The organism is Bacillus sp. CH30_1T, assembly GCF_008364765.1.
In the GTDB taxonomy this organism is placed as follows: domain Bacteria; phylum Bacillota; class Bacilli; order Bacillales; family Bacillaceae_B; genus Rossellomorea.
Genome location: NZ_VTUY01000020.1, coordinates 1 through 25,402 on the forward strand (window position 1 = coordinate 1; position 25,402 = coordinate 25,402).

At 39.3% G+C, this 25,402-nt stretch carries 28 protein-coding genes; 17 read left to right on the forward strand and 11 right to left on the reverse strand.

Features of this window, described 5'->3' with window-relative positions; translation table 11 throughout:
* From F0342_RS23790 to F0342_RS23800, 3 genes are all read right to left on the reverse strand, one after another.
* Positions 1 to 225 (reverse strand): helix-turn-helix domain-containing protein (locus F0342_RS23790; protein ID WP_149158210.1); only part of this gene is annotated, 225 nt, incomplete at its 3' end.
* Positions 226 to 312: 87 nt separating this feature from the next.
* On the reverse strand, positions 313 to 1,980 hold the full coding sequence (gene rnjA / locus F0342_RS23795; protein WP_148968594.1) for a ribonuclease J1: 1,668 nt from the start codon (positions 1,978 to 1,980) through the stop codon (positions 313 to 315).
* A gap of 3 nt (positions 1,981 to 1,983) precedes the next feature.
* Positions 1,984 to 2,190, reverse strand: coding sequence for a DNA-dependent RNA polymerase subunit epsilon (locus F0342_RS23800; RefSeq protein ID WP_149158211.1), 207 nt, complete (start codon positions 2,188 to 2,190; stop codon positions 1,984 to 1,986).
* A 961-nt stretch (positions 2,191 to 3,151) separates the two neighbouring features.
* On the opposite strand from F0342_RS23800, the gene F0342_RS23805 reads away from it, so the two are divergent.
* Entirely contained in the window at positions 3,152 to 3,922 is a 771-nt protein-coding gene (locus tag F0342_RS23805) for a Cof-type HAD-IIB family hydrolase (protein WP_149158212.1), read from the forward strand.
* Between the two features lie 49 nt (positions 3,923 to 3,971).
* On the opposite strand, the gene def is transcribed toward F0342_RS23805, so the two are convergent.
* Positions 3,972 to 4,526, reverse strand: a complete 555-nt coding sequence (def, locus tag F0342_RS23810; protein WP_149158213.1) for a peptide deformylase — start codon at positions 4,524 to 4,526, stop codon at positions 3,972 to 3,974.
* 333 nt (positions 4,527 to 4,859) lie between these two features.
* On the opposite strand from def, the gene F0342_RS23815 reads away from it, so the two are divergent.
* The 5 genes from F0342_RS23815 to lpdA all read left to right on the forward strand — a co-directional run bounded on the left by F0342_RS23815 (position 4,860) and on the right by lpdA (position 11,065).
* Positions 4,860 to 5,519: a YkyA family protein gene (locus tag F0342_RS23815; protein WP_262481872.1), complete on the forward strand. Its 660-nt coding sequence runs from the start codon at positions 4,860 to 4,862 to the stop codon at positions 5,517 to 5,519.
* A 517-nt stretch (positions 5,520 to 6,036) separates the two neighbouring features.
* Positions 6,037 to 7,152: a pyruvate dehydrogenase (acetyl-transferring) E1 component subunit alpha gene (gene pdhA, locus F0342_RS23820; protein ID WP_149158214.1), complete on the forward strand. Its 1,116-nt coding sequence runs from the start codon at positions 6,037 to 6,039 to the stop codon at positions 7,150 to 7,152.
* A gap of 3 nt (positions 7,153 to 7,155) precedes the next feature.
* Positions 7,156 to 8,133, forward strand: coding sequence for an alpha-ketoacid dehydrogenase subunit beta (locus F0342_RS23825; RefSeq protein WP_044337544.1), 978 nt, complete (start codon positions 7,156 to 7,158; stop codon positions 8,131 to 8,133).
* A gap of 156 nt (positions 8,134 to 8,289) precedes the next feature.
* Complete coding sequence (locus F0342_RS23830) at positions 8,290 to 9,651, forward strand: dihydrolipoamide acetyltransferase family protein (RefSeq protein ID WP_149158215.1); 1,362 nt, start codon at positions 8,290 to 8,292, stop codon at positions 9,649 to 9,651.
* A gap of 4 nt (positions 9,652 to 9,655) precedes the next feature.
* Positions 9,656 to 11,065 (forward strand): dihydrolipoyl dehydrogenase, encoded by a 1,410-nt coding sequence (gene lpdA, locus F0342_RS23835; RefSeq protein ID WP_149158216.1) that lies wholly within the window; start codon positions 9,656 to 9,658, stop codon positions 11,063 to 11,065.
* Positions 11,066 to 11,181: 116 nt separating this feature from the next.
* Here lpdA and F0342_RS23840 read toward each other — a convergent pair whose 3' ends face one another.
* The gene (locus tag F0342_RS23840; RefSeq protein ID WP_149158217.1) at positions 11,182 to 11,577 is read right to left on the reverse strand and encodes a hypothetical protein; all 396 of its coding nucleotides are present in this window, start codon (positions 11,575 to 11,577) and stop codon (positions 11,182 to 11,184) included.
* A gap of 300 nt (positions 11,578 to 11,877) precedes the next feature.
* On the opposite strand from F0342_RS23840, the gene F0342_RS23845 reads away from it, so the two are divergent.
* The 3 genes from F0342_RS23845 (at position 11,878) to F0342_RS23855 (ending at position 13,699) form a co-directional block, all read left to right on the forward strand.
* A complete protein-coding gene (locus F0342_RS23845) occupies positions 11,878 to 12,126 on the forward strand; it encodes a hypothetical protein (RefSeq protein WP_149158218.1) in 249 nt (82 codons plus the stop codon).
* 65 nt (positions 12,127 to 12,191) lie between these two features.
* The gene (locus tag F0342_RS23850) at positions 12,192 to 13,031 is read left to right on the forward strand and encodes a polysaccharide deacetylase family protein (RefSeq protein WP_149158219.1); all 840 of its coding nucleotides are present in this window, start codon (positions 12,192 to 12,194) and stop codon (positions 13,029 to 13,031) included.
* Positions 13,032 to 13,579: 548 nt separating this feature from the next.
* Positions 13,580 to 13,699: a GapA-binding peptide SR1P gene (locus F0342_RS23855; RefSeq protein ID WP_148968604.1), complete on the forward strand. Its 120-nt coding sequence runs from the start codon at positions 13,580 to 13,582 to the stop codon at positions 13,697 to 13,699.
* A 95-nt stretch (positions 13,700 to 13,794) separates the two neighbouring features.
* Here F0342_RS23855 and F0342_RS23860 read toward each other — a convergent pair whose 3' ends face one another.
* On the reverse strand, positions 13,795 to 15,264 hold the full coding sequence (locus tag F0342_RS23860; protein WP_149158220.1) for an aminotransferase class I/II-fold pyridoxal phosphate-dependent enzyme: 1,470 nt from the start codon (positions 15,262 to 15,264) through the stop codon (positions 13,795 to 13,797).
* 491 nt (positions 15,265 to 15,755) lie between these two features.
* Between F0342_RS23860 and F0342_RS23865 the strand changes: the two genes are divergently transcribed.
* On the forward strand, positions 15,756 to 16,712 hold the full coding sequence (locus F0342_RS23865; protein ID WP_149158221.1) for an NAD(P)H-dependent flavin oxidoreductase: 957 nt from the start codon (positions 15,756 to 15,758) through the stop codon (positions 16,710 to 16,712).
* A 31-nt stretch (positions 16,713 to 16,743) separates the two neighbouring features.
* Positions 16,744 to 17,016, forward strand: coding sequence for a UPF0223 family protein (locus F0342_RS23870; protein ID WP_149158222.1), 273 nt, complete (start codon positions 16,744 to 16,746; stop codon positions 17,014 to 17,016).
* 64 nt (positions 17,017 to 17,080) lie between these two features.
* On the opposite strand, the gene F0342_RS23875 is transcribed toward F0342_RS23870, so the two are convergent.
* A complete protein-coding gene (locus tag F0342_RS23875) occupies positions 17,081 to 17,701 on the reverse strand; it encodes a YktB family protein (protein WP_149158223.1) in 621 nt (206 codons plus the stop codon).
* A gap of 179 nt (positions 17,702 to 17,880) precedes the next feature.
* Here F0342_RS23875 and F0342_RS23880 point away from each other — a divergent pair, with 179 nt between their 5' ends.
* Positions 17,881 to 18,075 carry a hypothetical protein gene (locus tag F0342_RS23880; protein ID WP_149158224.1) on the forward strand — a complete coding sequence of 65 codons (195 nt, stop codon included), beginning with the start codon at positions 17,881 to 17,883 and terminating at the stop codon, positions 18,073 to 18,075.
* 309 nt (positions 18,076 to 18,384) lie between these two features.
* Entirely contained in the window at positions 18,385 to 19,182 is a 798-nt protein-coding gene (locus F0342_RS23885) for an inositol monophosphatase family protein (protein ID WP_149158225.1), read from the forward strand.
* Between the two features lie 45 nt (positions 19,183 to 19,227).
* On the opposite strand, the gene F0342_RS23890 is transcribed toward F0342_RS23885, so the two are convergent.
* A complete protein-coding gene (locus F0342_RS23890; protein ID WP_149158226.1) occupies positions 19,228 to 19,413 on the reverse strand; it encodes a YlaF family protein in 186 nt (61 codons plus the stop codon).
* A gap of 283 nt (positions 19,414 to 19,696) precedes the next feature.
* Between F0342_RS23890 and typA the strand changes: the two genes are divergently transcribed.
* Together typA and F0342_RS23900 are read left to right on the forward strand one after the other, a co-directional pair.
* Positions 19,697 to 21,535: a translational GTPase TypA gene (gene typA / locus F0342_RS23895; protein WP_148968611.1), complete on the forward strand. Its 1,839-nt coding sequence runs from the start codon at positions 19,697 to 19,699 to the stop codon at positions 21,533 to 21,535.
* Positions 21,536 to 21,557: 22 nt separating this feature from the next.
* Entirely contained in the window at positions 21,558 to 21,866 is a 309-nt protein-coding gene (locus F0342_RS23900; RefSeq protein WP_149158227.1) for a YlaH-like family protein, read from the forward strand.
* Positions 21,867 to 21,886: 20 nt separating this feature from the next.
* On the opposite strand, the gene F0342_RS23905 is transcribed toward F0342_RS23900, so the two are convergent.
* Entirely contained in the window at positions 21,887 to 22,249 is a 363-nt protein-coding gene (locus tag F0342_RS23905) for a hypothetical protein (RefSeq protein ID WP_149158228.1), read from the reverse strand.
* A 67-nt stretch (positions 22,250 to 22,316) separates the two neighbouring features.
* Positions 22,317 to 22,517 (reverse strand): YlaI family protein, encoded by a 201-nt coding sequence (locus F0342_RS23910; protein WP_148968613.1) that lies wholly within the window; start codon positions 22,515 to 22,517, stop codon positions 22,317 to 22,319.
* Between the two features lie 188 nt (positions 22,518 to 22,705).
* On the opposite strand from F0342_RS23910, the gene F0342_RS23915 reads away from it, so the two are divergent.
* On the forward strand, positions 22,706 to 23,161 hold the full coding sequence (locus F0342_RS23915) for a pyridoxamine 5'-phosphate oxidase family protein (protein WP_149158229.1): 456 nt from the start codon (positions 22,706 to 22,708) through the stop codon (positions 23,159 to 23,161).
* Positions 23,162 to 23,211: 50 nt separating this feature from the next.
* On the opposite strand, the gene F0342_RS23920 is transcribed toward F0342_RS23915, so the two are convergent.
* The gene (locus tag F0342_RS23920) at positions 23,212 to 23,814 is read right to left on the reverse strand and encodes a YhcN/YlaJ family sporulation lipoprotein (protein WP_149158230.1); all 603 of its coding nucleotides are present in this window, start codon (positions 23,812 to 23,814) and stop codon (positions 23,212 to 23,214) included.
* Between the two features lie 178 nt (positions 23,815 to 23,992).
* Between F0342_RS23920 and F0342_RS23925 the strand changes: the two genes are divergently transcribed.
* The gene (locus tag F0342_RS23925; protein WP_113968351.1) at positions 23,993 to 25,321 is read left to right on the forward strand and encodes a PhoH family protein; all 1,329 of its coding nucleotides are present in this window, start codon (positions 23,993 to 23,995) and stop codon (positions 25,319 to 25,321) included.
* The last annotated feature ends 81 nt before the right edge of the window (positions 25,322 to 25,402 follow it).

The following is a 25,402-nucleotide window of genomic DNA, read 5'->3' on the forward strand; positions in this document are numbered from 1 at the left end:
TAACATAAATAGTATCGTATCTAATTTAAATTGAACAGAGTACGCTTTGTTTATTTCTCTTCGCTTTATACCTTCTATTCCTTGTGTTTTATAAGCTCTTACCCAATCTTGTAGTGGTGTCTTAGAGGGTAGGTTATATTTTTTCGCCAATGATTTATATCCAAGATGGCCATCCAGATACTCGGTGACAAGTTTTAGTTTAAATTCCTCACTATATTTAGCCATAAAAACACCCCCAAAAGTTAGTTGTCTACTCTAACTTTTGGGGGTCGATACCGACATTCATATCGGGTCAGCCTCTTTTTTGATTGATCAGACTTCCATGATGATTGGTAAAATCATAGGACGTCGTTTTGTTTTTTCATATAAGAATGGAGCCAGTGTATCTGTGATTTCATTTTTGATTTCTGACCATTGAGAAGTTCTTCTCTCAAGAACTTTGTTCAGATGTTTAGAAATAAGCGTTTGTGCTTCATTGATAAGGTCACCAGATTCACGCATGTACACAAATCCTCTTGAAATCAGGTCCGGGCCAGAAGCAATCTTGAAATCTTTCATGTCGATGCTAACAACGACGATGACTAAACCTTCTTCTGAAAGGATACGGCGATCGCGAAGTACGATATTACCGATATCACCTATACCGCTTCCGTCGATATAGACGTTTCCTGAAGGGATTTTACCAGCTACTTGTGCAGAGTCATTGCTTAATGCAAGAACCTCACCATTGTCCATTATGAAGCAGTTTTCAGGCTGTACTCCACAGTCTACACCAAGCTGAGCGTGCATCTTTTGCATGCGGAATTCACCATGTATCGGCATAAAGAAGGTTGGATTCATGAGGCGGAGCATTAACTTCATTTCTTGTTGTCCACCATGACCAGAAGTATGGATATCACTTAATGGTCCATGAATGACTTCTGCTCCAGCTCGATATAATAGGTTGATTGTGCGGTTTACACTGATCGTATTTCCAGGGATCGGTGAAGAGGAGAATACAACAGTATCGCCAGGCTGAATCTGAATCTGACGGTGAGTACCGTTTGCGATTCTTGATAAAGCAGCCATTGGCTCACCTTGAGAACCTGTACATAATATCGCGACTTCATTCGCAGGTAAACGATTAATTTGGTTATGTTCAATGAATGTATCTTTAGGGGCGTTGATATACCCTAATTCTTGACCGATTGTAATGGCCGCTTCCATGCTTCTTCCGAAAACAGCGACTTTTCTATTATGAAAGACAGCTGCTTCAACCACTTGTTGAAGTCGGTGAATATTAGAAGCAAAAGTAGCGAATATAACACGACCGTCCACTTTGCGGAAAATGTCATTGATGCTTTCTCCGACTTTACGTTCCGACATTGTGAAGTTTGGAACTTCAGCGTTCGTACTATCAGATAGAAGACAAAGAACGCCTTCTTTACCGATTTCAGCCATTTTGGTTAAGTTCGCGGGCTCACCAACCGGCGTGAAATCAAATTTAAAGTCACCTGTGTGTACAACATTACCAGGAGGTGTTTTGACAACAATTCCGTATGAATCCGGAATACTGTGAGTCGTTCTGAAGAAGGTTACAGACGTCTTGCGGAATTTAATGATGTCATCTTCTTGGATGACATTGAGTTTCGCATTTCTTAATAGACCGTGCTCTTCAAGCTTGTTTTTAATAAGTCCCAGTGCGAGCTTCCCACCGTATATAGGGATGTTTAATTCGCGCAGTAGATAGGGGATTCCACCAATATGGTCTTCGTGTCCGTGTGTCACGAAAAGGCCTTTGATTTTATCCGCATTCTTCACCAGATACGTATAGTCGGGGATTACGTAATCGATACCGAGCAGTTCGTCTTCAGGGAACTTGATTCCTGCATCGATCAGGATGATTTCGTCTTGGAATTGTACGCCGTATGTGTTTTTACCGATTTCACCTAAACCGCCAAGGGCAAAAACTGCGGTTTGGTCATTCTTGACAAATTTCATTGATTATTGCTCCAACTCGAAAGAATTATGGTTTTCTTCATACTCTAAAAAAGCGCCCTCTAGCTTTTGTACGAATTCAATGTTATACGGTTTGTCTTTTAATTTCAGGCGTACTTCACGTTCTGAATCTGCTTCCATGTAAAGAGATTGAGTGCATTCGCGAACAGGCACTTCTGCTTTACTTTCTTGATAAAATACTTTAAAAATCATGTCTTTTCTCTCTCCTTATCCGTTTTCAAAAAATCTAACTTTCATCTATGATAAAAAAGTTATCAACTAACATAACATAAGCGGCGTCTATGCACCTATTGGCATAAAACCAGTCTCCGGTTGAGGGATATGGTATGACGAATAGGGCTTGACGCTGGAGCTGGACATTAGAGGGCTAGCTTCCCTGCTAATAGGTATAGATATACCATTGTGGTCTGAACAGTTACTATGTTCATATATGGCTCATTTACGCCCTGTGGTAAAAAAACGATTGATCAAGGAATCATTTCCTTAACACAGGGCGACCTTTCAATATGAACGAAAGGCGAGTGAAATCCATCTTTCACGAGCATTCACCATATAGGGAGGTCCTCACTCTAACTCTTATAAATGAACCTATCATTTAAGTAGGGATGAATCATCCTTGTTTATGTATGCTATAAATTATAAAGGATTCTTTCGTGTAAATAAAGTTTTTGCGAGAATCATTCATTAAATCATTACAAAAATAGAGAAGAGGGACTGAACCAATGGAGACGAAAAAGCTCACTAGTGGCATCAGTCCCTTATTATTTGTGTAAACGTATGACAGTATAGCCGAATTGCATATATTTTAGTAGTGTGACTGCTTAAGTTCGTTCGGCAGCATGAAATACTATGCAATCGTTTTTTTTCTAAGCAATTCTTTCCACTGTTTTAAAAGCTTCTTTCTGAGCCTTTTTAACATGGTGGATCACTCCTTATCAATAGTTTACCGAGATTTTCCTTTGAAGTAAAGGAAAGATAATACCGAAGTCTCTGTTGTCTTACTTATATTGTACGGAATTTATTGAATCTCTTACATGGTTAAGTTTGGTAAAAGGAAGCGTCTATGCTCATTCATTGACATTTATGCCGCAAAGGATTACTTTAAACAACGGGTGAAACAGATGATCGAATACGTATAAAAAGGAGATCAGATATGTCTAAAATAGTTTTCTTCGATATAGATGGTACACTGCTTGACCACGATAAGAAGCTGCCTCAAGCAACAAAAGAAGCCATCCAAACATTACAATCCAACGGTACTTATGTAGCAATTGCAACTGGCAGGGCTCCATTCATGTATGAGAGCCTGAGGGAAGAATTAGGAATCGAGTCCTTTGTTTCCTTTAATGGGCAGTATGTGGTTTTTGAAAATGAGGTAATCTACACGAACCCATTAAAAATCGAGACGCTAGAAGAATTGCTCGAGGATGCATATACAAACGAGCATCCGGTGGTTCACTTAAATCATCAAACAATGAAGTCAAACCAGAAACACCATAGATATATTGAAGAGAGTATGGGAAGTTTAAAATTCCCACATCCAGATTATGCCCCGGATTTTTATAAGGATAGAGATATTTATCAATCCTTGTTATTTTGTACTAAGGAAGATGAGAGCTTTTACCGGGAGAAATACAGTGACTTCACGTTCATACGCTGGCATCAATTTTCCATGGATATCCTGCCAAAAGGTGGATCGAAAGCTGAAGGCATCAAAAAGATGATCGCGAAGCTCGGTTTTAAAATGGAAGATGTATTTGCGTTTGGAGACGGATTAAATGATATTGAAATGATCCAATCCGTTGGTACCGGTGTTGCCATGGGGAATGCTGTGCAAGAAGTACAAAGACATGCTGATTTGATCACGAAACACGTCGATGACGATGGGATATATCATGGTTTGAAGGAACTTGAATTAATATAACGAATAACAAAAAAGACTTCTTCTGATAACAGGAAGAAGTCTTTTTATATTATCTTTCAATGGCAATCGCATCCGGAATCGGCTCGAATGGGTTATTCGGATTGATATGGTCGTAAAACATGATCCCATTCAAATGATCGATTTCGTGTTGGAACACAATGGATGGCAGTCCCTTTAAACGCAGCTTTATTTCGTTTCCATCTACATCCCATCCTTTTACCGTCACTCTGGCATAACGGGGAACAAATCCCGGGACATTTCTGTCAACTGACAAGCATCCTTCACCAGATGTTAAATAAGCTTTCTCGATTGAGTGACTGATAATTTTCGGGTTGAATAAAGCATAGCTGTATAGTTTACCTTGATTGTCTGTCACATTGACAGCTAACATCCGCTTAGGGATATTGATTTGAGGTGCAGCAAGGCCAATCCCGGGTCTAAGCCCATACTTATTTGCTGTTTCAGGATTTTGGCTATTTACTACATACTCTAACAAGCTTCTTAATGTTTCCTGATCTTCTTTTGATGGAGGGATAGCCACTTCCTTTGCCACCATTGTTAATGTAGGATGACCCTCACGGATGATGTCTTTCATCGTAATCATTGATTTTCCTCCTCAGGTACGGTAGAGATATGAATGAAAAGGCGTAATATGTCTTTACAAACACTTACAGACAGGGCCGGATGATCAATCATTTCTCTACTTTATTCATTAAAATTATCTATTATGTATGATAATAGTCTATCATTTTACTCCGGAAAAGTTAATGAATGAGATTTATTATAAGGTGGAATACTCACCGGGTAAATGACATATTTATTTTAATAGGAGGAATAGTCTAATCGACATTTTTTTCCACAGTTGTAAATCCCTATTGTCAAATGTTGTAGACATAGATATAGTAGAAGGTGGTAAATAGTTAAGGGGGATCTAGTTGTGTCGAAATTTCGTTTTGCTTTCATTTTAGGAGCCGCTATCTTTGTACTAATGGGCTGTGTCGGTGGTTCTTCACCCGAAGAGAATATGTATAATGTTCTTGAAGAAACAGTATCTAAAGAAGGTCAATATGTTGAAGTTCAAAAACCTCTTCAAGAATTAGAAGAAAAAGAAAAAGAGATTTATACTAAGATTATGGATCTTGGGATGAAAGAGTTTGACCAAATTGTAAAGCTTTCCGATGAAGCTCTGGACAACATCAAAAAAAGAAAAGAATACATCGATAAAGAACGTACGTCCATGAGTGAAGCCGAGGAAGAGTTTGCGAAAGCAGACGAATATCTTGATAAGTTAGAAAGCCAGGATCTTAAAAAGGAAGCAAAAAAGCTGAAAAAAACTATGGAAGAACGTTATCAGCTTCATGAAAAGCTAACATCTTCTTATCTGGATGCGCTATCTCTGGATAAAGAACTTTATAATATGTTTAAAAAGAAAGAACTTACGATGGAAGAGCTTGAGAAACAAATCTCCTCTATTAATGACCAATATGAAAAAATAGTGAATTATAATGAGGACTATAATAAAAAGACAGAAGAATTCAATAACCTGAAACAAAAATTTTATTCGAACGCCGGTCTTGATGTAAAAGAGTCAGAATAAAGAAAGATAAACAGTGATAGACGAGGAAAACTTCCTCTCCTATCACTTTTTTTGTCTTAGTACGTTAAAAAAATTATCCAAATCCTTATGGGTCACAAGATAATCATGGGATATAGGGGATTGGTGGATCCTTACTCTATAACAGATGAAGTTGTTTCATGTGTTTATATATAACAGGAATTGAATAGGTATTGATACAGTTTTGAAGAGAATTGGTAGAAATAATTTTCTGGGTCACTTGGAAACAAGAATTTATAATACTTTGTCGTTGACTTACTGATTTTCAATATTGTAAACTAGTAAAGGTATTCATGGATTGTATTAGTCAATGTGACATTCTGACTGATACAGATAAGCTCGAATGTAATTTCGGGTTTTCTTTCTTGGTATTTGTGGAAAACTAGTAATAGTGTTTGTATCCGCAAGTATTGTGGTAGGTCATACTGAATTTGGGTAATCTAAACTTTGTATGTAAAAAAACCAAAATAAATGTATAAAGAAAGGATAGGTGACTTCGATGGCTTCTAAATCAAAGAAGGCACAATTCGATGCAGTTAAGACGCTCGAACAAATTGAAGACAAGTTTGAAATGTTCCAAATTTTGAACGAAGAAGGCGAAGTAGTAAACGAAGATGCAATGCCGGAGATCTCTGATGAGGATCTGCAGGAATTAATGCGTCGTATGGTTTATACTCGTATTCTTGATCAAAGATCAATCTCCCTGAACCGTCAAGGACGTTTAGGTTTCTATGCTCCAACAGCTGGACAGGAGGCATCACAAATTGCTTCTCACTTTGCTTTAGAGAAGGAAGATTGGATCCTGCCTGGATATCGTGATGTTCCACAAATCGTTTGGCACGGACTTCCGTTAGCTCAAGCATTCTTATTCTCACGTGGACACTTTAAAGGAAATCAGCCTCCAGAAGGCGTAAATGTATTATCACCTCAGATCATCATCGGTGCTCAATACATCCAAACTGCCGGAGTGGCATTAGGTCTTAAGAAACGTGGTAAGAAAGCTGTTGCTGTTACATATACAGGTGACGGTGGATCTTCACAAGGTGATTTCTACGAAGGAATTAACTTTGCAGGTGCGTACGCAGCTCCAGCGATTTTCGTTGTTCAAAACAACCAGTTCGCAATCTCCACACCACGTGATAAGCAAACAGCCGGCCGTACAATTGCTCAAAAAGCAGTTGCAGCTGGTATCCCTGGTATATTAGTGGATGGAATGGATCCATTAGCAGTGTATTCTGCAACATTAGAGGCTCGTAATCGTGCTGTTAATGGTGAAGGTCCTTCATTGATCGAAACACTTTGCTACCGTTATGGACCACATACGATGGCTGGTGATGATCCAACTCGCTACCGTACTTCAGAAATGGATACTGACTGGGAAAAGAAAGATCCATTGGTGCGTTTCCGTAAATACCTGGAAGGTAAAGGGTTATGGAGTGAAGAGAAAGAAAACGAAGTAATCGAAGAAGCGAAAGAAGATATCAAGAAAGCTATTAAAGAAGCAGATGGAACTCCTAAACAAAAAGTTACTGATTTCATTAACAATATGTATGAAGAGCTTCCCTACAACTTGAAAGAACAATTAGAAATCTACAAAGAGAAGGAGTCGAAATAAGCCATGGCGCAAATGACAATGATTCAAGCGATCACTGATGCACTGCGCACAGAACTACGCAACAACGAAGACGTTTTAGTTTTTGGTGAGGACGTAGGTCTAAACGGTGGTGTATTCCGTGCAACGGAAGGACTTCAGAAAGAATTCGGTGAAGACCGTGTATTCGATACTCCACTAGCAGAATCAGGAATCGGTGGTTTAGCAATCGGTTTAGCATTAGAAGGTTACCGTCCAGTACCTGAAATCCAATTCTTCGGTTTCGTTTATGAAGTAATGGACTCAGTAAGTGGACAAATGGCGCGTATGCGATACCGTTCAGGTGGAACGTATACTTCTCCAATCACAATCCGTTCCCCATTCGGTGGTGGAGTACATACTCCAGAACTTCATGCGGACAGCTTAGAAGGATTGATGGCTCAGCAACCTGGTCTGAAAGTTGTTATTCCATCAACACCTTATGACGCTAAAGGTTTATTAATTTCATCTATTCGTGATAATGACCCTGTCATTTTCTTAGAGCACATGAAATTATACCGTTCTTTCCGTCAAGAGGTACCAGAAGAGGAATACACAATCGAACTTGGTAAAGCAGATGTGAAACGTGAAGGGACAGACCTTTCTATCATCACATACGGAGCTATGGTACACGAATCATTAAAAGCGGCTGAAGAGCTTGAAAAAGAAGGCCATTCAGTTGAAGTAATCGATTTACGTACAGTCAGCCCACTGGATATCGACACAATCATGGCTTCTGTTGAAAAAACGAACCGTGCCATTGTTGTTCAAGAGGCTCAAAAACAAGCTGGTATTGCAGCGAACGTTGTTGCTGAGATCAATGACCGTGCGATTCTTAGCCTTGAAGCACCGGTACTTCGTGTAGCGGCACCAGATACAGTGTACTCCTTCTCTCAAGCAGAGCCAATCTGGTTACCGAACCACAAAGATGTTCTTGAAACGGCGAAAAAAGTACTTAACTTTTAATGGGAAGAAGCATTTTAGCTCCTCCTCAATATTCAAGTGAAAACAGAAGGGCATACCACCCTTCTCTTTTCCAATTATAGATATAAGAAAATTAGACAGATATAACGATTACATTCATCTATTTTTAATCATTATTCAATACAGGAGGTAGAGTCCATGTCATTCGAATTCAAATTACCAGACATTGGTGAAGGTATTCATGAAGGTGAAATCGTAAAATGGTTTGTTAAGCCTGGCGATAAAGTTGAAGAAGACGATGTACTATGTGAAGTCCAAAATGATAAAGCAGTAGTAGAAATTCCATCTCCGGTAGCAGGAACAGTTGAAGAACTTCTTGTTGACGAAGGTACTGTAGCAGTTGTAGGTGATACACTGATTAAGTTCGACGCGCCGGGTTATGAAGATCTTCAGTTCAAAGGTGACGATGGAGAGAAGAAAGAAGCTCCTAAAGCTGAAGAGAAAACAGAAGGTCAAGTTCAAGGAACAGCAGAACAAGGCGGGGACGTTAAGAAAGATCCATCACCAGAAGCTGTCGAAGAAAAATCTGAAGGTACGGAACAAAGTGCTGACGCAGAAGCTGATCCTAATAAACGTGTCATCGCTATGCCTTCCGTTCGTAAATATGCGAGAGAAAACGGCGTAGAAATTCGCCAAGTATCCGGTTCTGGTAAAAATGGACGTGTCCTTAAAGAAGATATCGATGCTTTCTTAAGTGGAGATTCTAAACCAGCTGAAACTGTTGAAGAAGCGAAAACAGAAGAAAAAGCACCAGAAACTGATTCTAAAACAGCTGCTCCTAAAGTTCCAGAGGGTGAATATCCTGAAACTCGTGAGAAAATGAGTGGTATGCGTAAAGCAATTGCGAAAGCAATGGTGAACTCTAAACATACAGCACCTCATGTAACATTAATGGACGAAATCGATGTAACAAAACTTTGGGCTCACCGCAAGAAGTTCAAAGAAGTTGCAGCTGAAAAAGGTATTAAATTAACATTCTTACCTTACATCGTTAAAGCCTTAACAAGTGCCCTACGTGAATATCCAGCACTAAACACTTCCATTGATGATTCAACGAGCGAAATCGTTCAAAAACATTATTACAACATTGGTATTGCTGCAGATACTGACAAAGGTCTATTAGTACCTGTTGTGAAAAATGCAGATCGTAAATCTATGTTCTCAATTTCAAATGAAATTAACGAACTAGCTGGAAAAGCTCGTGATGGTAAACTTTCTGGTGATGAAATGAAAGGTGCTTCATGCACAATCACGAATATTGGTTCTGCCGGTGGACAATGGTTTACTCCGGTAATCAACCACCCAGAGGTTGCAATCCTTGGAGTCGGACGTATTGCAGAAAAACCTGTAGTTAAAAATGGTGAAATTGTAGCAGCACCTGTGTTAGCATTATCATTGAGCTTCGATCACCGTATGATCGACGGAGCTACTGCTCAACATGCACTTAACCATATCAAGCGTTTGTTGAACGATCCAGAATTATTATTAATGGAGGCGTAATACAATGGTAGTAGGAGATTTCCCAATTGAAACAGATACGATAGTAGTCGGTTCAGGTCCTGGAGGATATGTAGCTGCAATCCGTGCAGCACAACTGGGACAAAAAGTAACGATCATTGAAAAAGAAAATTTAGGTGGAGTATGCTTAAACGTTGGTTGTATACCATCTAAAGCTTTGATCACAGCGGGTCACCGTTTTCACAATGCACAACATTCTGATGACATGGGTATTGTTGCTGAAAACGTAAAAGTGAACTTTGATAAGGTTCAAGAGTGGAAAGCTGGCGTTGTTAAGAAATTAACTGGCGGTGTTGAAGGTCTCCTTAAAGGAAACAAAGCAGAAATCGTTCGCGGTGAAGCTTACCTTGTAGATGCTAATACACTTCGTGTGATGGACGATAACTCTGCCCAAACATACAAGTTCAACAACTTGATTCTTGCAACAGGTTCACGCCCGATTGAAATCCCAAGCTTCAAGTTCTCAAAACGCGTACTTGATTCTACCGGTGCTCTTGCATTAGAAGAAATCCCAAGCAAGCTTGTTGTTATCGGTGGAGGTTATATCGGAACTGAGCTTGGTACTGCGTATGCAAACCTTGGATCTCAAGTAACAATCTTAGAAGGTGCTGACGATATTCTTAGCGGATTCGAAAAGCAAATGACAGCAATTGTGAAAAAAGATCTTAAGAAAAAAGGCGTAGAGGTAGTTACCAAAGCCATGGCTAAAGGCGTTGAAGAAAGTGACAACGGCGTTGTCGTTAAATATGAAGTAAAAGGCGAAGAAAAATCTGTTGAAGCTGATTACGTTCTAGTAACGGTAGGCCGTCGCCCGAATACGGATGAAATCGGTCTTGAAGAAGTTGGAATCGAGATGACAGACCGCGGTGTTGTCAAAATTGATAAGCAATGCCGTACGAACATCCCGAACATTTTCGCGATCGGTGACATCGTAGATGGACCACCACTTGCTCACAAAGCTTCTTACGAAGGTAAAATTGCTGCTGAAGTCATCTCTGGTGAACCAGCAGAAATCGACTACCTTGGTATTCCAGCTGTGTGCTTCACAGATCCGGAATTGGCTACAGTAGGTTATTCTGAAGCTCAAGCGAAAGAAGAAGGCATCGAAGTAATCGCTGCTAAATTCCCATTCGCGGCTAATGGCCGTGCATTGGCACTTAATGCTACAGATGGTTTCATGAAGCTTGTTACTCGTAAAGAAGACGGTTTAATTATCGGAGCACAAATCGTGGGTGCCGGAGCATCAGACATGATTGCTGAACTTGGACTTGCTATTGAATCCGGTATGACAGCTGAAGACGTTGCAATGACTATTCATGCTCACCCAACATTAGGTGAGATTTCCATGGAAGCAGCAGAAGTTGCTATGGGAAGCCCGATTCACATCGTAAAATAATGTAAGTAATAAAGGAGTATCCTGGTTTGCCGGGATACTCCTTTTACTATTTGGTACTATTAATTAAAGGGATTGAAGCGTTTTTTGCTTCAATCCCTTTTTATTTTTCACGAAAATTATTGATTCCAACTTTCGATTGCACTTGAAACGGGTTTTATAATGTCTTCTTTAGTAATATCGCCTTCCACTTTACATATGACCTGATTGTTTTCTACAACAACGATTGCTGGTGAAGTCGGGGGAGAATCTGCTATTTTATTGGGTACTTCGGTATTAAGGCTCACTACCTTTAGACGTTTAAGGCTATCAGGGTACCTTTTTTTCAGCTCAATGATTGCATCGTAGTAGGGTATTTCTTTAGAAACGTTTCGTTCATCGGTAAAAAAGATAACCTGTTTTTCTATAAACTGGTCTTCTGCTAAAACAACTTTGTTGGAAGAAATATAATCACAGGAAGTCAAAAGTAACATCGTGGAAATGATAAGTATTGCTAAAGCGAGTATATGTTTCATACATCATCCTCTTTTCTTAAACGATGCTATGAATTTTGAATTTGTAAATAAATTACTTTTGAATCGTTCTTATGTCACATTTTATCATAAGGAATATTATTAAAGGGTCAAGTCATTGAAATGTTACATAATTGAAAAGACATACATAATGAAAGTAATCTTAAAAGAATATACTATATTAATACGATGATCGAAGGCCGTTCTAGGCCTTTATCAAGTAATCATCAGGTTTCAATCCATGAATCGGGGTAAATAAATAGAAGGAAGTTTAAAATAAATCATTTAAAGGATGTAATGAACATGAAATCGTATATTGCTTTTTTGGTTCAAATGATTTTATGGAGTGTTTTCTATATAGCTGAATGGATGTCTGATAAGGATCATTTAGAGTATAAGTGGATCATGTTTGTTATATTTTTTTACTTGGCGTTTATTGCTGCGAAGAAAATCGTTCAGTCAAGGAAGCTTACCTTATTTATAACGTCATTCAGTTTAACGTGCTTTTTTGCCTTCAAAGTAGTATTTGAAAATATAATGGAAATATTTTAATTCTTTCCCAGATTCACTTAAGAATATGTTAAAATATTCAAAGTGAATACGGAAAGGTGATAGACATGAAAAAGATTTTAGCATTTGGATTAACTCTGCTACTATTAACAGCATGCTCGAGTGAACCAACAACCACCAATGAAGAAATCAGGCAGCCTGATCAGCCAGAAGTGGCTAAAGAGAGCGAGAAGACAAGTGAGGGTGCCGCTTCACAAGATCGCGATAATGAACGAGAAGAAACATCTGAGCCATCAGAAGAGGCGGTTCAATCAAAGGACTATATGATTAATGAAAATAACTGGAGCATTAATCCAATAGGTGATGCGAATCCAAAAGTGGTTCTCCTTACGATCGATGATGCACCGGATCAACATGCCTTACAAATGGCAAATGATCTCAAAGCTTTGAATGCTCCGGCTATCTTCTTTGTTAATGGTCATTTTCTTGATACACCAGAAGAAAAAGAGACTTTAAAAAAGATTCATGATATGGGATTTGCGATTGGTAATCACACAGTTAGTCACAGCAGTCTGAAAGAAATCTCTCCAGAAAAGCAAAAAGAAGAAATTGTGTCACTAAATGATCTTATTGAATCCATCATTGGGGAACGACCTAAGTTCTTCAGGGCTCCATTTGGTCAGAATACTGACTATAGCAGACAAATTGCAGCAGAAGAAAAGATGTCACTAATGAACTGGACATATGGATATGATTGGGAAAAGCAATATCAGAACAAAGAAGCAATTACCGATATTATGGTTAACAGCCCTTACCTGAATGATGGGGCAAACCTGCTCATGCATGATCGCACATGGACGAGCGAAGGTTTATCCGATATTGTAAAGGGCCTGCGGGATAAGGGATATGAAACCTTGGATCCAAATAGAATTAAGACCGTTGAATAATGATAAAAGAGAGGCTGGGACAAAAGTTTTTTAGCCTAAGTCAAACCTGAACAAACCTGCTTCTTAGTGTGCAGATTTGTTCGGGTTTATTATTTATTTTCGAAATTTGATTTTAGCTGTTTCCAGCGGTTGATTGGAGTGCAAGACGAAGACTCCTGCGGGAAGAGTAGCTTATGTGAGACCCCGCAGGCTTGCCGAGGAGGCTCACGGGCTACCCGCGGAAAGCGTAGTCTTGCACGGAAATCATTAGCGGTATAAAGAACCTACACTTCTATTGTTCGTCTTTTTATCGTGGTTTTTTAGTTTTGTCCCAGCCTCTTTTATTTGTTCTTCCCCACACCAAGCTCAGTTTAAAAACCCACACAAAAACAGGAATGTTAATGAAAACACTTACATATAGTTTAATGTTTAATAGTATGGTTGATTAAGAGATTAAAAAGTTAAATATGTTATACAAATTAGGCTTGATATTTTAAATGTGTTATATTATTATAGAAATAGATAAGATAAAGCGTTTACAAAAAACATCGTGAAGGAGAGGAAAAAAGATGGGAACAATTGTATGTCAATCTTGCCTTAACACTATCGATCACTATGAGGATGAGAAGGTTTCTGTTTTATTCTCTAACTGCTGTGATTGCAACGACGACAAAGAATTAGACGACTGAAGCCTGCAGAGGGGTGCAGGGAGTGAAAATGTCTTAAAGGGGTTCTTATAAATAAAAGGATGAAGAAGGGTGGGGCCTTCTTCATCCTTTTTTGTTTATCTTATCGCTCTATGCTCTTTAATGACTCTCAAGTGACGTAAATCATAATCTTCAGGTCCTTGTACTGGGAGACCTGCTTCTATATTGGTTTTAATATAATTGATGTTTTCCTGCGTGATGATTTCACCAGGGATAAAAATAGGAATTCCTGGAGGATAGACCATAATGAATTCAGCGATTGTTCTTCCGACAGACTCATCAATTGGAATGACCTCGGTATCTGCGTAAAAAGCATCTCTGGGTGTAATGGAAAGAACAGGTATGTCAGGCAGCATAACCTTTACTGGTGTCATATCTCCATGTTTTTTCAGGCTTATCACCAGTTCTTTTAAAGCCATGACCAATTGATCCCCCTCCACATGAGTGTCACCAGGAGTGATGATGCAAAGGATGTTATAAAGGTCAGACATTTCAACCTCGATGTTATGAGCTTCCCGTAGCCACTTCTCAGCATCAAATCCACTGATACCTAAATCTTTCACGGACACAATCAACTTGGTTGGATCGTAGGCATAGGTGGCTTTGGTTCCAAGGATTTCTTCACCTACGCAGTATAAACCGTCAATTTCGTTGATCTGCCTTCTAATATCCTGTGACAACTCAATAGTCTTGGTGATGAGCTCACGACCTTCAGTGGCCAGCCGTTTTCTGGCAACATCGAGGGAAGCCAGTAATAAGTAGGAAGTCGAAGTGGTCGTCAACATACTTAAAATGGTTTGTACCCGTTTCGATGAAACAAGTCCTTCTTTCATATTAAGGACAGAGCTCTGAGTCATAGAACCACCAAGTTTGTGTACGCTGGTTGCCGCTAGATCAGCACCTGCCTGCATTGCTGAAAGGGGGAGCTCGTCATGGAAATGTATATGAACGCCATGAGCTTCATCCACAAGTACTGGAACATTATACGAGTGAGCGATTTCTACAATTTTTTTGAGATCTGCAGAAATCCCGAAATAAGTTGGATTGATGACCAGAACACCTTTGGCATCCGGGTTTTGTTCCAATGCTTTTGCTACGGCATCTGTTGTGATTCCGTGAGAGATACCCAGGTCTTCATCAATATCCGGGTGGATAAAGATGGGAGTGGCTCCTGAGAATACAATGGCAGACATAACGGATTTATGGACGTTCCTCGGAACAATGATTTTGTCTCCGGGCCCACATACACTCATGACCATTGTCATGATGGCTCCACTCGTTCCTTGGACAGAGAAGAAGGTATGATCGGCACCAAAAGCTTCTGCTGCAAGGTCCTGAGCTTTTTTTATCATCCCCTTAGGCTGATGTAAATCATCCAAAGGGCCGATGTTAATCAAATCAATGGAAAGGGCATTTTCTCCGATAAAATCCTTAAACTCAGGATCCATACCTGCACCTTTTTTATGACCGGGAATGTGAAATTGGACGGGATTTTTTTTACTATGTTCAATTAAGCCGGAAAATAACGGCGTTTCATTCTGAGACAATTCATTCAACACCTCTTTATATTCTTAATAGCAAATTTTATAGCCATGCTAAAGATATTATTATATAGGATTTTGCTCATGATTTCATAATTTTTCTTACTATATTTTCAACAAACAAATGAATTATAGCACTTAAGAAAATCTTTGCATAGTGGCATATGCCTATCCATTGTTATTTTGTTTTAACAGCGCATTTTAGGACAAGTATCCAATGATTTTTGGCTCATTTCCGTCCGGTGGTAGAGAACCCCAGCCCAAGCGAGCTTGGGCTGGGGTTCTCTACCACCGGACGACCTTTCAGCATAGCTGAAAGGCTGGTGAAACGTCCGTTTCACCAGAAAGAGCCAAAAATCTACACTATCCTCCTTTTAATTTTACCGCCATTGATCATACATTACTGTTCTTTCAGTAACTCTTATTTAATTATGGTCCATCAAGAAAAGGATTTTCCCTGCTTTATCGAGAATAGTTCAGTGAATGGAGGGGTTCAATTGAATTGGAAAACGCGGGTAACAGAGTTATTAAACATTCAATATCCAATTATACAAGGTGGACTGGCACATCTGGCATATGCAGAACTGGCTGCGGCTGTGTCGAATGCGGGTGGTCTTGGCCAGATCACTGCTATGTCTTTAGACAATCCTGATCAACTACGGGAAGAAATCCTAAAGGTAAGGTCATTAACAGATAAACCGTTCGGGGTGAACTTTGCTATCGGTCAACATGGACGCCCATTTAGCGAGTTTGTTGACGTTGCCATTGAAGAGAAGGTGCCGGTCGTTTCCGTTACAGGAGGGAATCCGACTCCCCTGTTTCATAAACTCCAGGGAATGGACATTGTTAAGCTTGTATTGGTCGCCTCGAAAAGACAGGCAATCAAAGCGCAAGAACTCGGTGCGGATGCAGTGATGGTTGTTGGTCAAGAGGGAGGAGGTCACCTAGGGAAAGATGATATTGGTACATTCGTCTTGATTCCCGGCGTGGTGGATGCCGTTTCCATTCCGGTCATTGCTTCCGGAGGAGTTGGGGACGGAAGGGGATTGATGGCTGCTCTCAGCTTCGGTGCAGAGGGAGTTGAGATGGGTACGAGATTTATTGCTACAAAGGAATGTGTACATGCTTCTGATGTTTATAAGCGTACCTTGATTGAAGGAGACGAGAATGGTACAGTAGTCATCAAACGATCTTTAGGGGCACCGGCAAGGGCCATTTCAAACTCTTGGACCAAACAGATACTAGATGCTGAAACGTCGAACGCTGGATATGAAGGATTAAAAGCATACATAAGCGGTGAAGCTAATAAACGATACATTTACGATGGGAAAGTAGATGCAGGGTTTGCGTGGGCAGGACAAGTGATGGGGTTGATTAATGACATCCCATCGGTTAAAGATCTCATTCAAAGAATGATCTCTCAAGGAGAGGGCATCCGGAGAAAATGGAATTAATACATCATCATTCAAGGAGTTGTTGTAAACAATGGAATATCAATATCCTTTTGATATAGACTGGTCAACAGAAGAAGTCATCGATGTTGTTGCCTTTTTCGAAGCAATCGAGAAAGCTTATGAAAAAGGTGTCTCTAGAGATGATCTTATGAATCGTTATAAGCGTTTTAAAGAAATCGTCCCTGGTAAAGCAGATGAAAAGAGAATATGCAATGAATTTGAAGAATCCAGTGGGTATTCCTCCTATCATGTGGTAAAGAAAATGAAGGAGCTTCAGGACGCTGATAAAATCTCAATGAACTAAACTAAAAGAACGACAGCCATTTTGGCAGTCGTTCTTTCTGCATTTTTATCAACCGTTATATGGTTTAGTTCATTTTATAAAGGGGTAAAAGTGTTTCAAAGGCACTGTTAACTTCTTGGATGAATTCATCACCATTCAGCCTAACAACTGTATCCCGGTCCAGATGAAGTCCGCATAGAAGCTCGGCTTTTTTAACTTTCTGTACTCTTTCACTTAAAGCGATGAATTCATCTTGTGACAAGGAAGAAAAAGGTGTAGCATCTGGCTTTGTATGATCTCCAGACCAAACAAAGTGACCAGGAATCATTGATCTTATCTTATCTGCATTTTCTTCAACTTTTTTGCCGAATTCAACTTTCTTTGGAGCTTCATAGATCATAGCGAACCAGATAAAAACATGGGTTTCCCATAACCCAATCTGAAAATGTGGATGTTGTTTATAACCCCGTTTGTTGTTCGCGAACGCAACCCAGGTATCATCAGGAGGGTTAACCGATCGGCGTGCATGTTTAGCCACATGGTAAAACATCTCCATTCCTGTTGATGCGCTTAATGTGGGTGCGAAATGATCGCCTAAATAATCAAGTTTAGGTCTGATCTGCTCTTGAATGGCAGTCATTCGATCTTCTAACCCATTAATCGTGAAAACTTGGAAATCTTCTTGTGTAAAACCATTAAATTTCATGTTGTATCCTCCTTATATCCACCAATATCTTAACATAATGAGGTATAAGCTTGTAGCGAATTGATTTATCTATGGGTGACTGCACATTTTAGTTACAAGATTGGATGATACTTCATAACATGTAGTAAATATTATCAGAACAATCAGATAAATCGAAAACTCGGAAGGGGTGTATGGCCATGAAACAAGTAATGAACACTTCTAAAAAACGTGATGTCCAACAGCAAAGAATGAATGTATTAAGACTTGAAATGGATTATGAACTAGCTGTATTGTTCGAAGCAATTCAAATGAAGAATAAAGAAACCCAGACCAAGTCCAAACAGAAACTCATGAGTATTCGAGAAGAACTAATGAAATTGAAGGCCTTATAAAGCTTTAATCCTTTCAGGTGGGTATAAAGTATACTGTCAAAAATTCGACTATTGGACGGCGAGCTCATAGGCATAGAGAGTTCGCTTTTTTGTGGTTAATAATAACCCCGATTTCGATCAGTCTAATTTTACGATGTACGACGAGGTAAATAACTTGAAACTGCCTCTAATTTCCATTAAGCTATTTAGCTATAGAAGAAGTTCATTGCGGCTCTTGTTTATGGAAGGGATATGAGTCGGATCAAATGAAAACGACCATATTAGAAATAATAATAAGATTTCGTTACACTTATTGGAGGCTAATAATCAATGACAAATTGGACGGAATTAGATCAAAATGTAAGAACGTGGATACGGGAAGCCGGGGAAAGAATTCGTCAATCATTCAAGACAGAGTTGAATATTAAAACGAAGTCGAATCGAAATGATTTGGTAACCGATATGGATGAAGCAACAGAGCATTTCTTTACTGAAAATATCCGTAATACGTATCCGGATCATCAAATCCTTGGTGAAGAAGGATATGGAGATGACTTTAAGGAGTTATCAGGTATCACGTGGATAATCGACCCGATCGATGGAACGATGAATTTTGTTCATCAACAACGAAATTTTGCCATCTCTATCGGCATCTATGATGGAGAAGAAGGTAAATTAGGATACATATATGATGTCGTCCATGATGAGCTATATTTTGCCAATAAAGGACATGGAGCTTATATAAATGATGTGAAGCTGCCGGAGCTTGAGCCAGTTCCTGTTCAGGATGCCATTGTAGCTTTAAATGCACTTTGGGTGACTGAGAATAAACGGATTGACCGAACAATTCTTGCACCACTCGTGAAGGATGTAAGGGGAACACGTTCCTATGGTTCAGCTGCCATTGAATTGGCTTATGTCGCTTCAGGAAGGTTGGATGCTTACTTAACAATGCGCCTGGCTCCATGGGATTTCGCAGCTGGGAAAATTATGATTGAAGAGGTTGGGGGAATTGTAACTGACCTTAATGGGGATCCCCTGAACCCGTTGAATAAAAGCTCGCTGTTTGTAGGAAAACCCGGGCTGCACCAAACCATTTTGACTGACTATCTTGAACGAAAGAAATAAAGAAGGGAGACGGGCAATTTCATTGCTTCGTCTCCCCTTTTTAATCTACAATCGGCCTTCATCACGATATTTCTTCTTTGTCTTGAAACCGAATCCCATCACAATAAATAGAAAAACGAAGCTTAAAATAGCAAGCAGGATGCTTTGTAAACTGATGGAAACTGCGATTCCCATAAGAGAAACAGCAGCTAATATAGAAAATAATACAAAAATCCATTTAATATTCCCCAAGATAAAACCTCCAAAAAATACAAAAATCATTTTCCTCATTGATTAAAACCATTATAGCTCTTCCATTTAAATATTACCTATCAATTCGATAATGTGCAATGGGTAGATCATTCAAAGAAGCATAACGACGTGATTGAAGTTATTATGGAAACTTTTAGTGGGAAGAAAAGGCTTTATGAAATATTTATTAGGGCTTTTTTAAATGCTGTGATATAATGGTCTAGTTGAACTGAAATATATTATCTTTAAAGTATAAAGAAATCCAATATTCAGGAGTGGAAATATGAAATTAAGAAATGACCTTAGAAATATTGCTATTATTGCTCACGTTGACCACGGGAAAACGACATTAGTAGACGAGCTTTTAAAGCAATCTGGAATCTTCCGCGAAAATGAAACAGTTTCTGAACGCGCGATGGATTCAAATGATTTGGAAAGAGAACGCGGTATTACGATCTTAGCGAAAAATACGGCGATTCAATATAAAGATTCTCGTATCAACATTCTTGATACACCAGGACATGCTGACTTTGGTGGAGAAGTTGAACGTATAATGAAAATGGTAGATGGTGTTTTACTAGTAGTAGATGCGTATGAAGGTTGTATGCCTCAGACTCGTTTTGTTCTTAAGAAAGCACTTGAGCAAAACCTCACACCTATCGTAGTTGTAAATAAAATTGACAAACCTTCAGCACGTCCTGAAGAAGTAATCGATGAAGTTCTGGAATTATTCATTGAACTGGATGCAAATGATGAACAGCTTGAATTCCCGGTTGTCTATGCTTCAGCTATCAACGGTACAGCAAGTATAGATCCAGATCCGGAAAAACAAGACGAAAACATGCAGTGTTTATATGATTCAATCATTGAGCACATTCCTGCACCAGTAGACAACTCTGAAGATCCACTACAATTCCAAGTTGCATTGCTCGATTACAATGATTACGTTGGTCGAATCGGAATCGGACGTGTGTTCAGAGGGACAATGAAGGTTGGCCAACAGGTAGCATTAATGAAGCTTGACGGCTCTGTTAAACAATTCCGTGTTACAAAAATCTTTGGTTTCTTCGGATTGAAACGTGAAGAAATCCAAGAAGCAAAAGCGGGTGATTTAATCGCCGTTTCCGGAATGGAAGATATTAATGTCGGTGAAACGGTTTGTCCTGTTGAACATCAGGATCAACTTCCCGTTCTTCGTATTGACGAGCCTACACTTCAAATGACATTCCTAGTGAACAACAGTCCATTTGCAGGTAGAGAAGGTAAATTTGTTACTTCAAGAAAAATTGAAGAACGTTTATTGGCTCAGCTTCAAACGGATGTAAGTTTACGTGTTGAACCAACAGATTCACCTGATGCATGGACGGTTTCAGGTCGTGGAGAGCTTCACCTTTCCATCCTGATTGAAAACATGCGTCGTGAAGGTTACGAATTACAGGTATCTAAACCACAGGTTATCATTAAAGAAGTCGATGGCGTGAAGAGTGAGCCTGTAGAACGTGTTCAAATTGATATTCCTGAAGAATATATGGGTGGAGTCATTGAATCACTTGGTCAACGTAAAGGCGAAATGCTGGATATGGTAAACAACGGTAATGGACAAGTCCGTTTAATGTTTATGGTTCCTGCACGTGGATTAATCGGTTATTCAACGGAGTTTATGACTCTTACTCGTGGATATGGAATCATCAACCACACATTCGACAGCTATCAGCCCCTGCAAAAAGGACGCGTTGGCGGACGTCGTCAAGGGGTACTTGTTTCGATGGAAACAGGGAAAGCTTCTCAATACGGAATCATGCAAGTGGAAGATCGCGGTATTATCTTCGTTGAATCCGGTACAGAAATTTATGGTGGAATGATCGTTGGGGAACATACAAGAGAAAATGATATTACCGTTAATATCACAAAGCTTAAACAAGCGACAAACGTTCGTTCCGCTAACAAAGATCAAACCGTAACCATTAAAAAGGCAAGAATCATGACTTTAGAAGAATCTCTTGAATATCTAAACGATGATGAGTATTGTGAGGTAACTCCTGAATCGATCCGTCTTCGTAAAAAGATTCTTGATAAGAATGAACGTGAAAGAGCAGAAAAGAAGAGCAAGGTGTCTCAATAAACTAAGTGAGGGGGAGTAGGAAATGGATGTAACTGAGCGTTTGTCCTTTTTCGCATCCCTTTATCGTGTTGACCAGAACGCGGAAATGGGTATGTGGTTGCTTTATATAACCATAGTAGGGCTCTCGATCTTAGTATATAAGCTCGGTTTTGCGAAGAAGCTGCCGATTATGAAATCAATACTGATTTATTCTTTTCTTATTTTGGGATGTACCGTATTAACCTTTCTCGGTATCTTTTTACCAGTAGCAGAAGGATTAGTCGTTGCGGCTCTTATCTTAGTGATATATAAGATTCGTCTAACGAACGAAAAGAAAAAAGGTACGTTTTAAGCTGAAAAAGCTGCAGTCTCTTATGAATGAGACTGCAGCTTTTTTCGTTTTGTGGATTTAACCACGTACAGAAGATGTCCTGCTGTCCATAAGATAATTGCCTCAGCATACATAAAACCGGGTACATCCTTAATTGCCAGGTGCGAAAGAGGGAAATACAGGAACACAGTCGGGACTGTTAGCACAAGGGAAAGAATCCAAGAGCCCTTACCAGTAACGTTCTGCCTTTCCATCATGTACACGAACACTACCCCGATCACACATGAAATAACCAATTGGAACAAAAACTCCATCCATTCAGGCAAGTCTTTTTCACCGAACACAGGGATGAAATCCACATTCAATAACAGGACATATACCTTGATGCCTTTTAATACTTGCATCCATTTTAGGAATCATCCTATTAGGGTACCGGATACAAGAACAATAATAGTTCCTGAACCGATTTGTTTAAAAGTCATCTTCTACTTGAGGAGAACGGTAAAATCTGAAATTCCCACTTGACACACGTTCTTCCGTCTTTTCTTTAATACGATCATGACACTTTTCACACATATACGTATGAATGGGCCGGTTACGCAATTTCTTCGCTTGTAAGGAATAATCATCAATATTTTCTATCACTTCACATAGAGCACATTTTACTCTCATACACTACACCTCAATTTGTTCTATTCATAAGTCTAGTCTTTTTAGTATATCATGTAGTATAGTCAAACGCTTTATTTAACTTTCCTGTATGCTTTTATCAATAGAATTTGGTATAGTATAATCAAGGTGATTCACGAAAGAAATGACACATTAACAGAGAAAAAATGAGTCTGCATAAGGGGGATTTTATGGCTAACCAAGTGGAACCCAGCTTGATTCCTGCACTTTTTGAAGAATTTCAATCAGAAAAATTTGTTACACTTGCTACAATCGATCACCAAACGCATGGCCCTAATGTAAGTGCGATCTCATGGATTTATGCAAAGGATGAACACACATTGTTATTTGCTGTTGATCAACGCTCCAGGATTGTAGAGAATATAAAGAACAATCCACTTGCTGTTGTGAATCTAATAGCAAATGAATCAACCTATTCCATAAGCGGAAAAGCAGGTGTTTCCGAGGAAAAACTCGCAGGAGTTCCTTTAAAGCTGACGCTTGTTAAACTTGCTATCAATGAAGTAAGAGATGTCATGTTCTATGGATCGAAAATATCGACAGAACCTGCCTATGTGAAGACATATGATAAGGCGGCCGCAGACCGTTTGGACCGTCAAGTAATTGAAGCCATGAAAAAAGCTTAGTACCCTAAGCTTTTTCATGGCTTTTTCTCATCTTTTAATTGATTGCAGTATTATTCAATCTTATCATACGTTTGATTTTCTTGTTTTTCCTTTAGTTGTTTCTCTTCCGTGTTGTTCATTTTCTTTTTTGGTTCATTCGGAGCATTTTCAGGGTCTGTTTGCTTTAACGATCGAGGGATTTCAGGCATGAGCCTGCCGGATATGTCAGCCAATTCATTCATGATTCCCTGGACCGGTTCACCCTGTTGAATGTCTTTGCTGATTTCATTCAAACGTGCATAAAGATCCGGATCAGCGATGACAATGGCTTCTGCACCATATGGGTCTTTTTGAAGCGCTTCTGCTACAGAATATTTGATTGAACCGACTTGTGAACGCTCAATGTCGGAATCGATATCTATTCCAACAAATGCATATTTTCCAAAGACTACGGCTGTTGCGTCTTTAACATCTGGTACACTTGTTGTCAGGTCAACCAAATGCCTTGAAATTTGCTGTCCTGATTTTCGTTCAACATGTTGGATATCGCTATCCTGAACAGTGATCGGTTTATTGTTGTTACTGTTTGAATCATTATCATACCCGACTTCATTATTATTGGCGCATGCACCAAGAATGATGGTTACCATAAGTAGAGAGATGAGTTTAAACATGTGAATACCTCCCGATTTAGAATCAATATCTTTTCTTATTGTGTAATTTTCTTCTATCTTTATACGTTTATTCATATATTTTAAGAAACGGGCCGTCCTATTTAAGTAGCTGGGAATAACCGGATCAACATTGGCTACATACAATAGTAATAAGAAATCAGGAGCAGGAGGCATCGATTTGAATAAAATTTATGTATTAGATACCAATGTCTTATTACAAGATCCACAAGCCATCTTTTCGTTTCAAGATAATGAGGTGGTTATACCTGCAGTCGTTTTAGAAGAAGTGGACTCCAAAAAGCGTTATATGGATGAAATCGGAAGAAACGCAAGACATGTATCGAAGCTGATAGATAATTTACGGCAACAAGGAAAACTTCATGAAAAAATCCCCCTATATACGGGAGGATCACTAAGAATTGAACTAAATCACCGCTCATTTCAGCAACTTCAGGAAATTTTTTTAGAGAAAACAAATGATAACAGGATTATTGCCGTGGCAAAAAACTTATCTCTCGAAGAAGAAGCGAAAAAGGATGGAAAATCGGTCATACTAGTTAGTAAAGACACACTCGTACGGGTAAAGGCTGATGCGTTGGGATTACAGGCAGAGGATTTCCTGAGTGACCGGGTCATCGAGGTAAACGATATTTACACAGGTTTTATTGAACTGTACACAGAGAGAGAGTTACTCGACAAATTTTATGATAAAGGGGAACTGACCCTTACCGATATAACGAAACAACGATTTTATTCTCATCAATTCCTCATAATGAAGGATGCTCTTGGAAGCTCTGCTTCCGCACTTGGAATGGTGGATGCATCCGGACTGAAAGTAAAGAAGTTGGTCTATGATCAAGAGCACATGTGGGGAATCAAGGCCCGCAATGTTCAGCAAACAATGGCGACTGAACTGTTATTAAGAGATGATATTTCGTTGGTCACCATGATTGGAAAAGCCGGGACAGGAAAAACCCTGCTTGCACTGGCCGCAGGTCTTCTTCAGACAGAGGACTTCAATAAATTCAATAAATTGCTCGTTGCTCGTCCAATTGTCCCGGTAGGTAAGGATATTGGTTATCTTCCAGGGGAAAAACAAGAAAAGCTCAGACCATGGATGCAGCCCATTTTCGATAACCTCGAGTACTTATTCAATACGAAAAAGCCTGGTGAGCTGGATGATATCCTTGCGGGTATGGGTTCAATAGAAGTGGAAGCATTAACTTATATAAGGGGTAGAAGCATTCCAGATCAATATATCATCATTGATGAAGCCCAGAACTTAACGAAACATGAAGTGAAAACGATCTTAACCAGGGTGGGAGAGCGAAGTAAAATCGTTTTGATGGGAGACCCAGCTCAAATTGATCATCCATACCTGGATGAATACAATAATGGCTTAACGTATGTGGTAGAAAAATTTAAAGATCAAAAACTTGCCGGACATGTTAAACTCATGAAAGGTGAAAGATCGGGTCTTGCTCAACTTGCTGCTGATCTTCTTTAATACTATCGCATTTTAAACACAATAATAACGTATGAAAAAACCGGTTCAGAGGTTCCTGAACCGGTTTTTTCCTTGATGTTC

Excerpts from the sequence above, each read along its gene's own strand:
- rnjA (WP_148968594.1), bottom strand. The coding sequence starts at position 1,980 with ATGAAATTTGTCAAGAATGACCAAACCGCAGTTTTTGCCCTTGGCGGT.
- F0342_RS23800 (WP_149158211.1), bottom strand. The coding sequence starts at position 2,190 with ATGATTTTTAAAGTATTTTATCAAGAAAGTAAAGCAGAAGTGCCTGTT.
- F0342_RS23805 (WP_149158212.1), top strand. The coding sequence starts at position 3,152 with ATGTCTAAAATAGTTTTCTTCGATATAGATGGTACACTGCTTGACCAC.
- def (WP_149158213.1), bottom strand. The coding sequence starts at position 4,526 with ATGATTACGATGAAAGACATCATCCGTGAGGGTCATCCTACATTAACA.
- pdhA (WP_149158214.1), top strand. The coding sequence starts at position 6,037 with ATGGCTTCTAAATCAAAGAAGGCACAATTCGATGCAGTTAAGACGCTC.
- F0342_RS23825 (WP_044337544.1), top strand. The coding sequence starts at position 7,156 with ATGGCGCAAATGACAATGATTCAAGCGATCACTGATGCACTGCGCACA.
- F0342_RS23830 (WP_149158215.1), top strand. The coding sequence starts at position 8,290 with ATGTCATTCGAATTCAAATTACCAGACATTGGTGAAGGTATTCATGAA.
- lpdA (WP_149158216.1), top strand. The coding sequence starts at position 9,656 with ATGGTAGTAGGAGATTTCCCAATTGAAACAGATACGATAGTAGTCGGT.
- F0342_RS23840 (WP_149158217.1), bottom strand. The coding sequence starts at position 11,577 with ATGAAACATATACTCGCTTTAGCAATACTTATCATTTCCACGATGTTA.
- F0342_RS23845 (WP_149158218.1), top strand. The coding sequence starts at position 11,878 with ATGAAATCGTATATTGCTTTTTTGGTTCAAATGATTTTATGGAGTGTT.
- F0342_RS23850 (WP_149158219.1), top strand. The coding sequence starts at position 12,192 with ATGAAAAAGATTTTAGCATTTGGATTAACTCTGCTACTATTAACAGCA.
- F0342_RS23855 (WP_148968604.1), top strand. The coding sequence starts at position 13,580 with ATGGGAACAATTGTATGTCAATCTTGCCTTAACACTATCGATCACTAT.
- F0342_RS23870 (WP_149158222.1), top strand. The coding sequence starts at position 16,744 with ATGGAATATCAATATCCTTTTGATATAGACTGGTCAACAGAAGAAGTC.
- F0342_RS23875 (WP_149158223.1), bottom strand. The coding sequence starts at position 17,701 with ATGAAATTTAATGGTTTTACACAAGAAGATTTCCAAGTTTTCACGATT.
- F0342_RS23880 (WP_149158224.1), top strand. The coding sequence starts at position 17,881 with ATGAAACAAGTAATGAACACTTCTAAAAAACGTGATGTCCAACAGCAA.
- F0342_RS23885 (WP_149158225.1), top strand. The coding sequence starts at position 18,385 with ATGACAAATTGGACGGAATTAGATCAAAATGTAAGAACGTGGATACGG.
- typA (WP_148968611.1), top strand. The coding sequence starts at position 19,697 with ATGAAATTAAGAAATGACCTTAGAAATATTGCTATTATTGCTCACGTT.
- F0342_RS23900 (WP_149158227.1), top strand. The coding sequence starts at position 21,558 with ATGGATGTAACTGAGCGTTTGTCCTTTTTCGCATCCCTTTATCGTGTT.
- F0342_RS23905 (WP_149158228.1), bottom strand. The coding sequence starts at position 22,249 with ATGCAAGTATTAAAAGGCATCAAGGTATATGTCCTGTTATTGAATGTG.
- F0342_RS23910 (WP_148968613.1), bottom strand. The coding sequence starts at position 22,517 with ATGAGAGTAAAATGTGCTCTATGTGAAGTGATAGAAAATATTGATGAT.
- F0342_RS23915 (WP_149158229.1), top strand. The coding sequence starts at position 22,706 with ATGGCTAACCAAGTGGAACCCAGCTTGATTCCTGCACTTTTTGAAGAA.
- F0342_RS23920 (WP_149158230.1), bottom strand. The coding sequence starts at position 23,814 with ATGTTTAAACTCATCTCTCTACTTATGGTAACCATCATTCTTGGTGCA.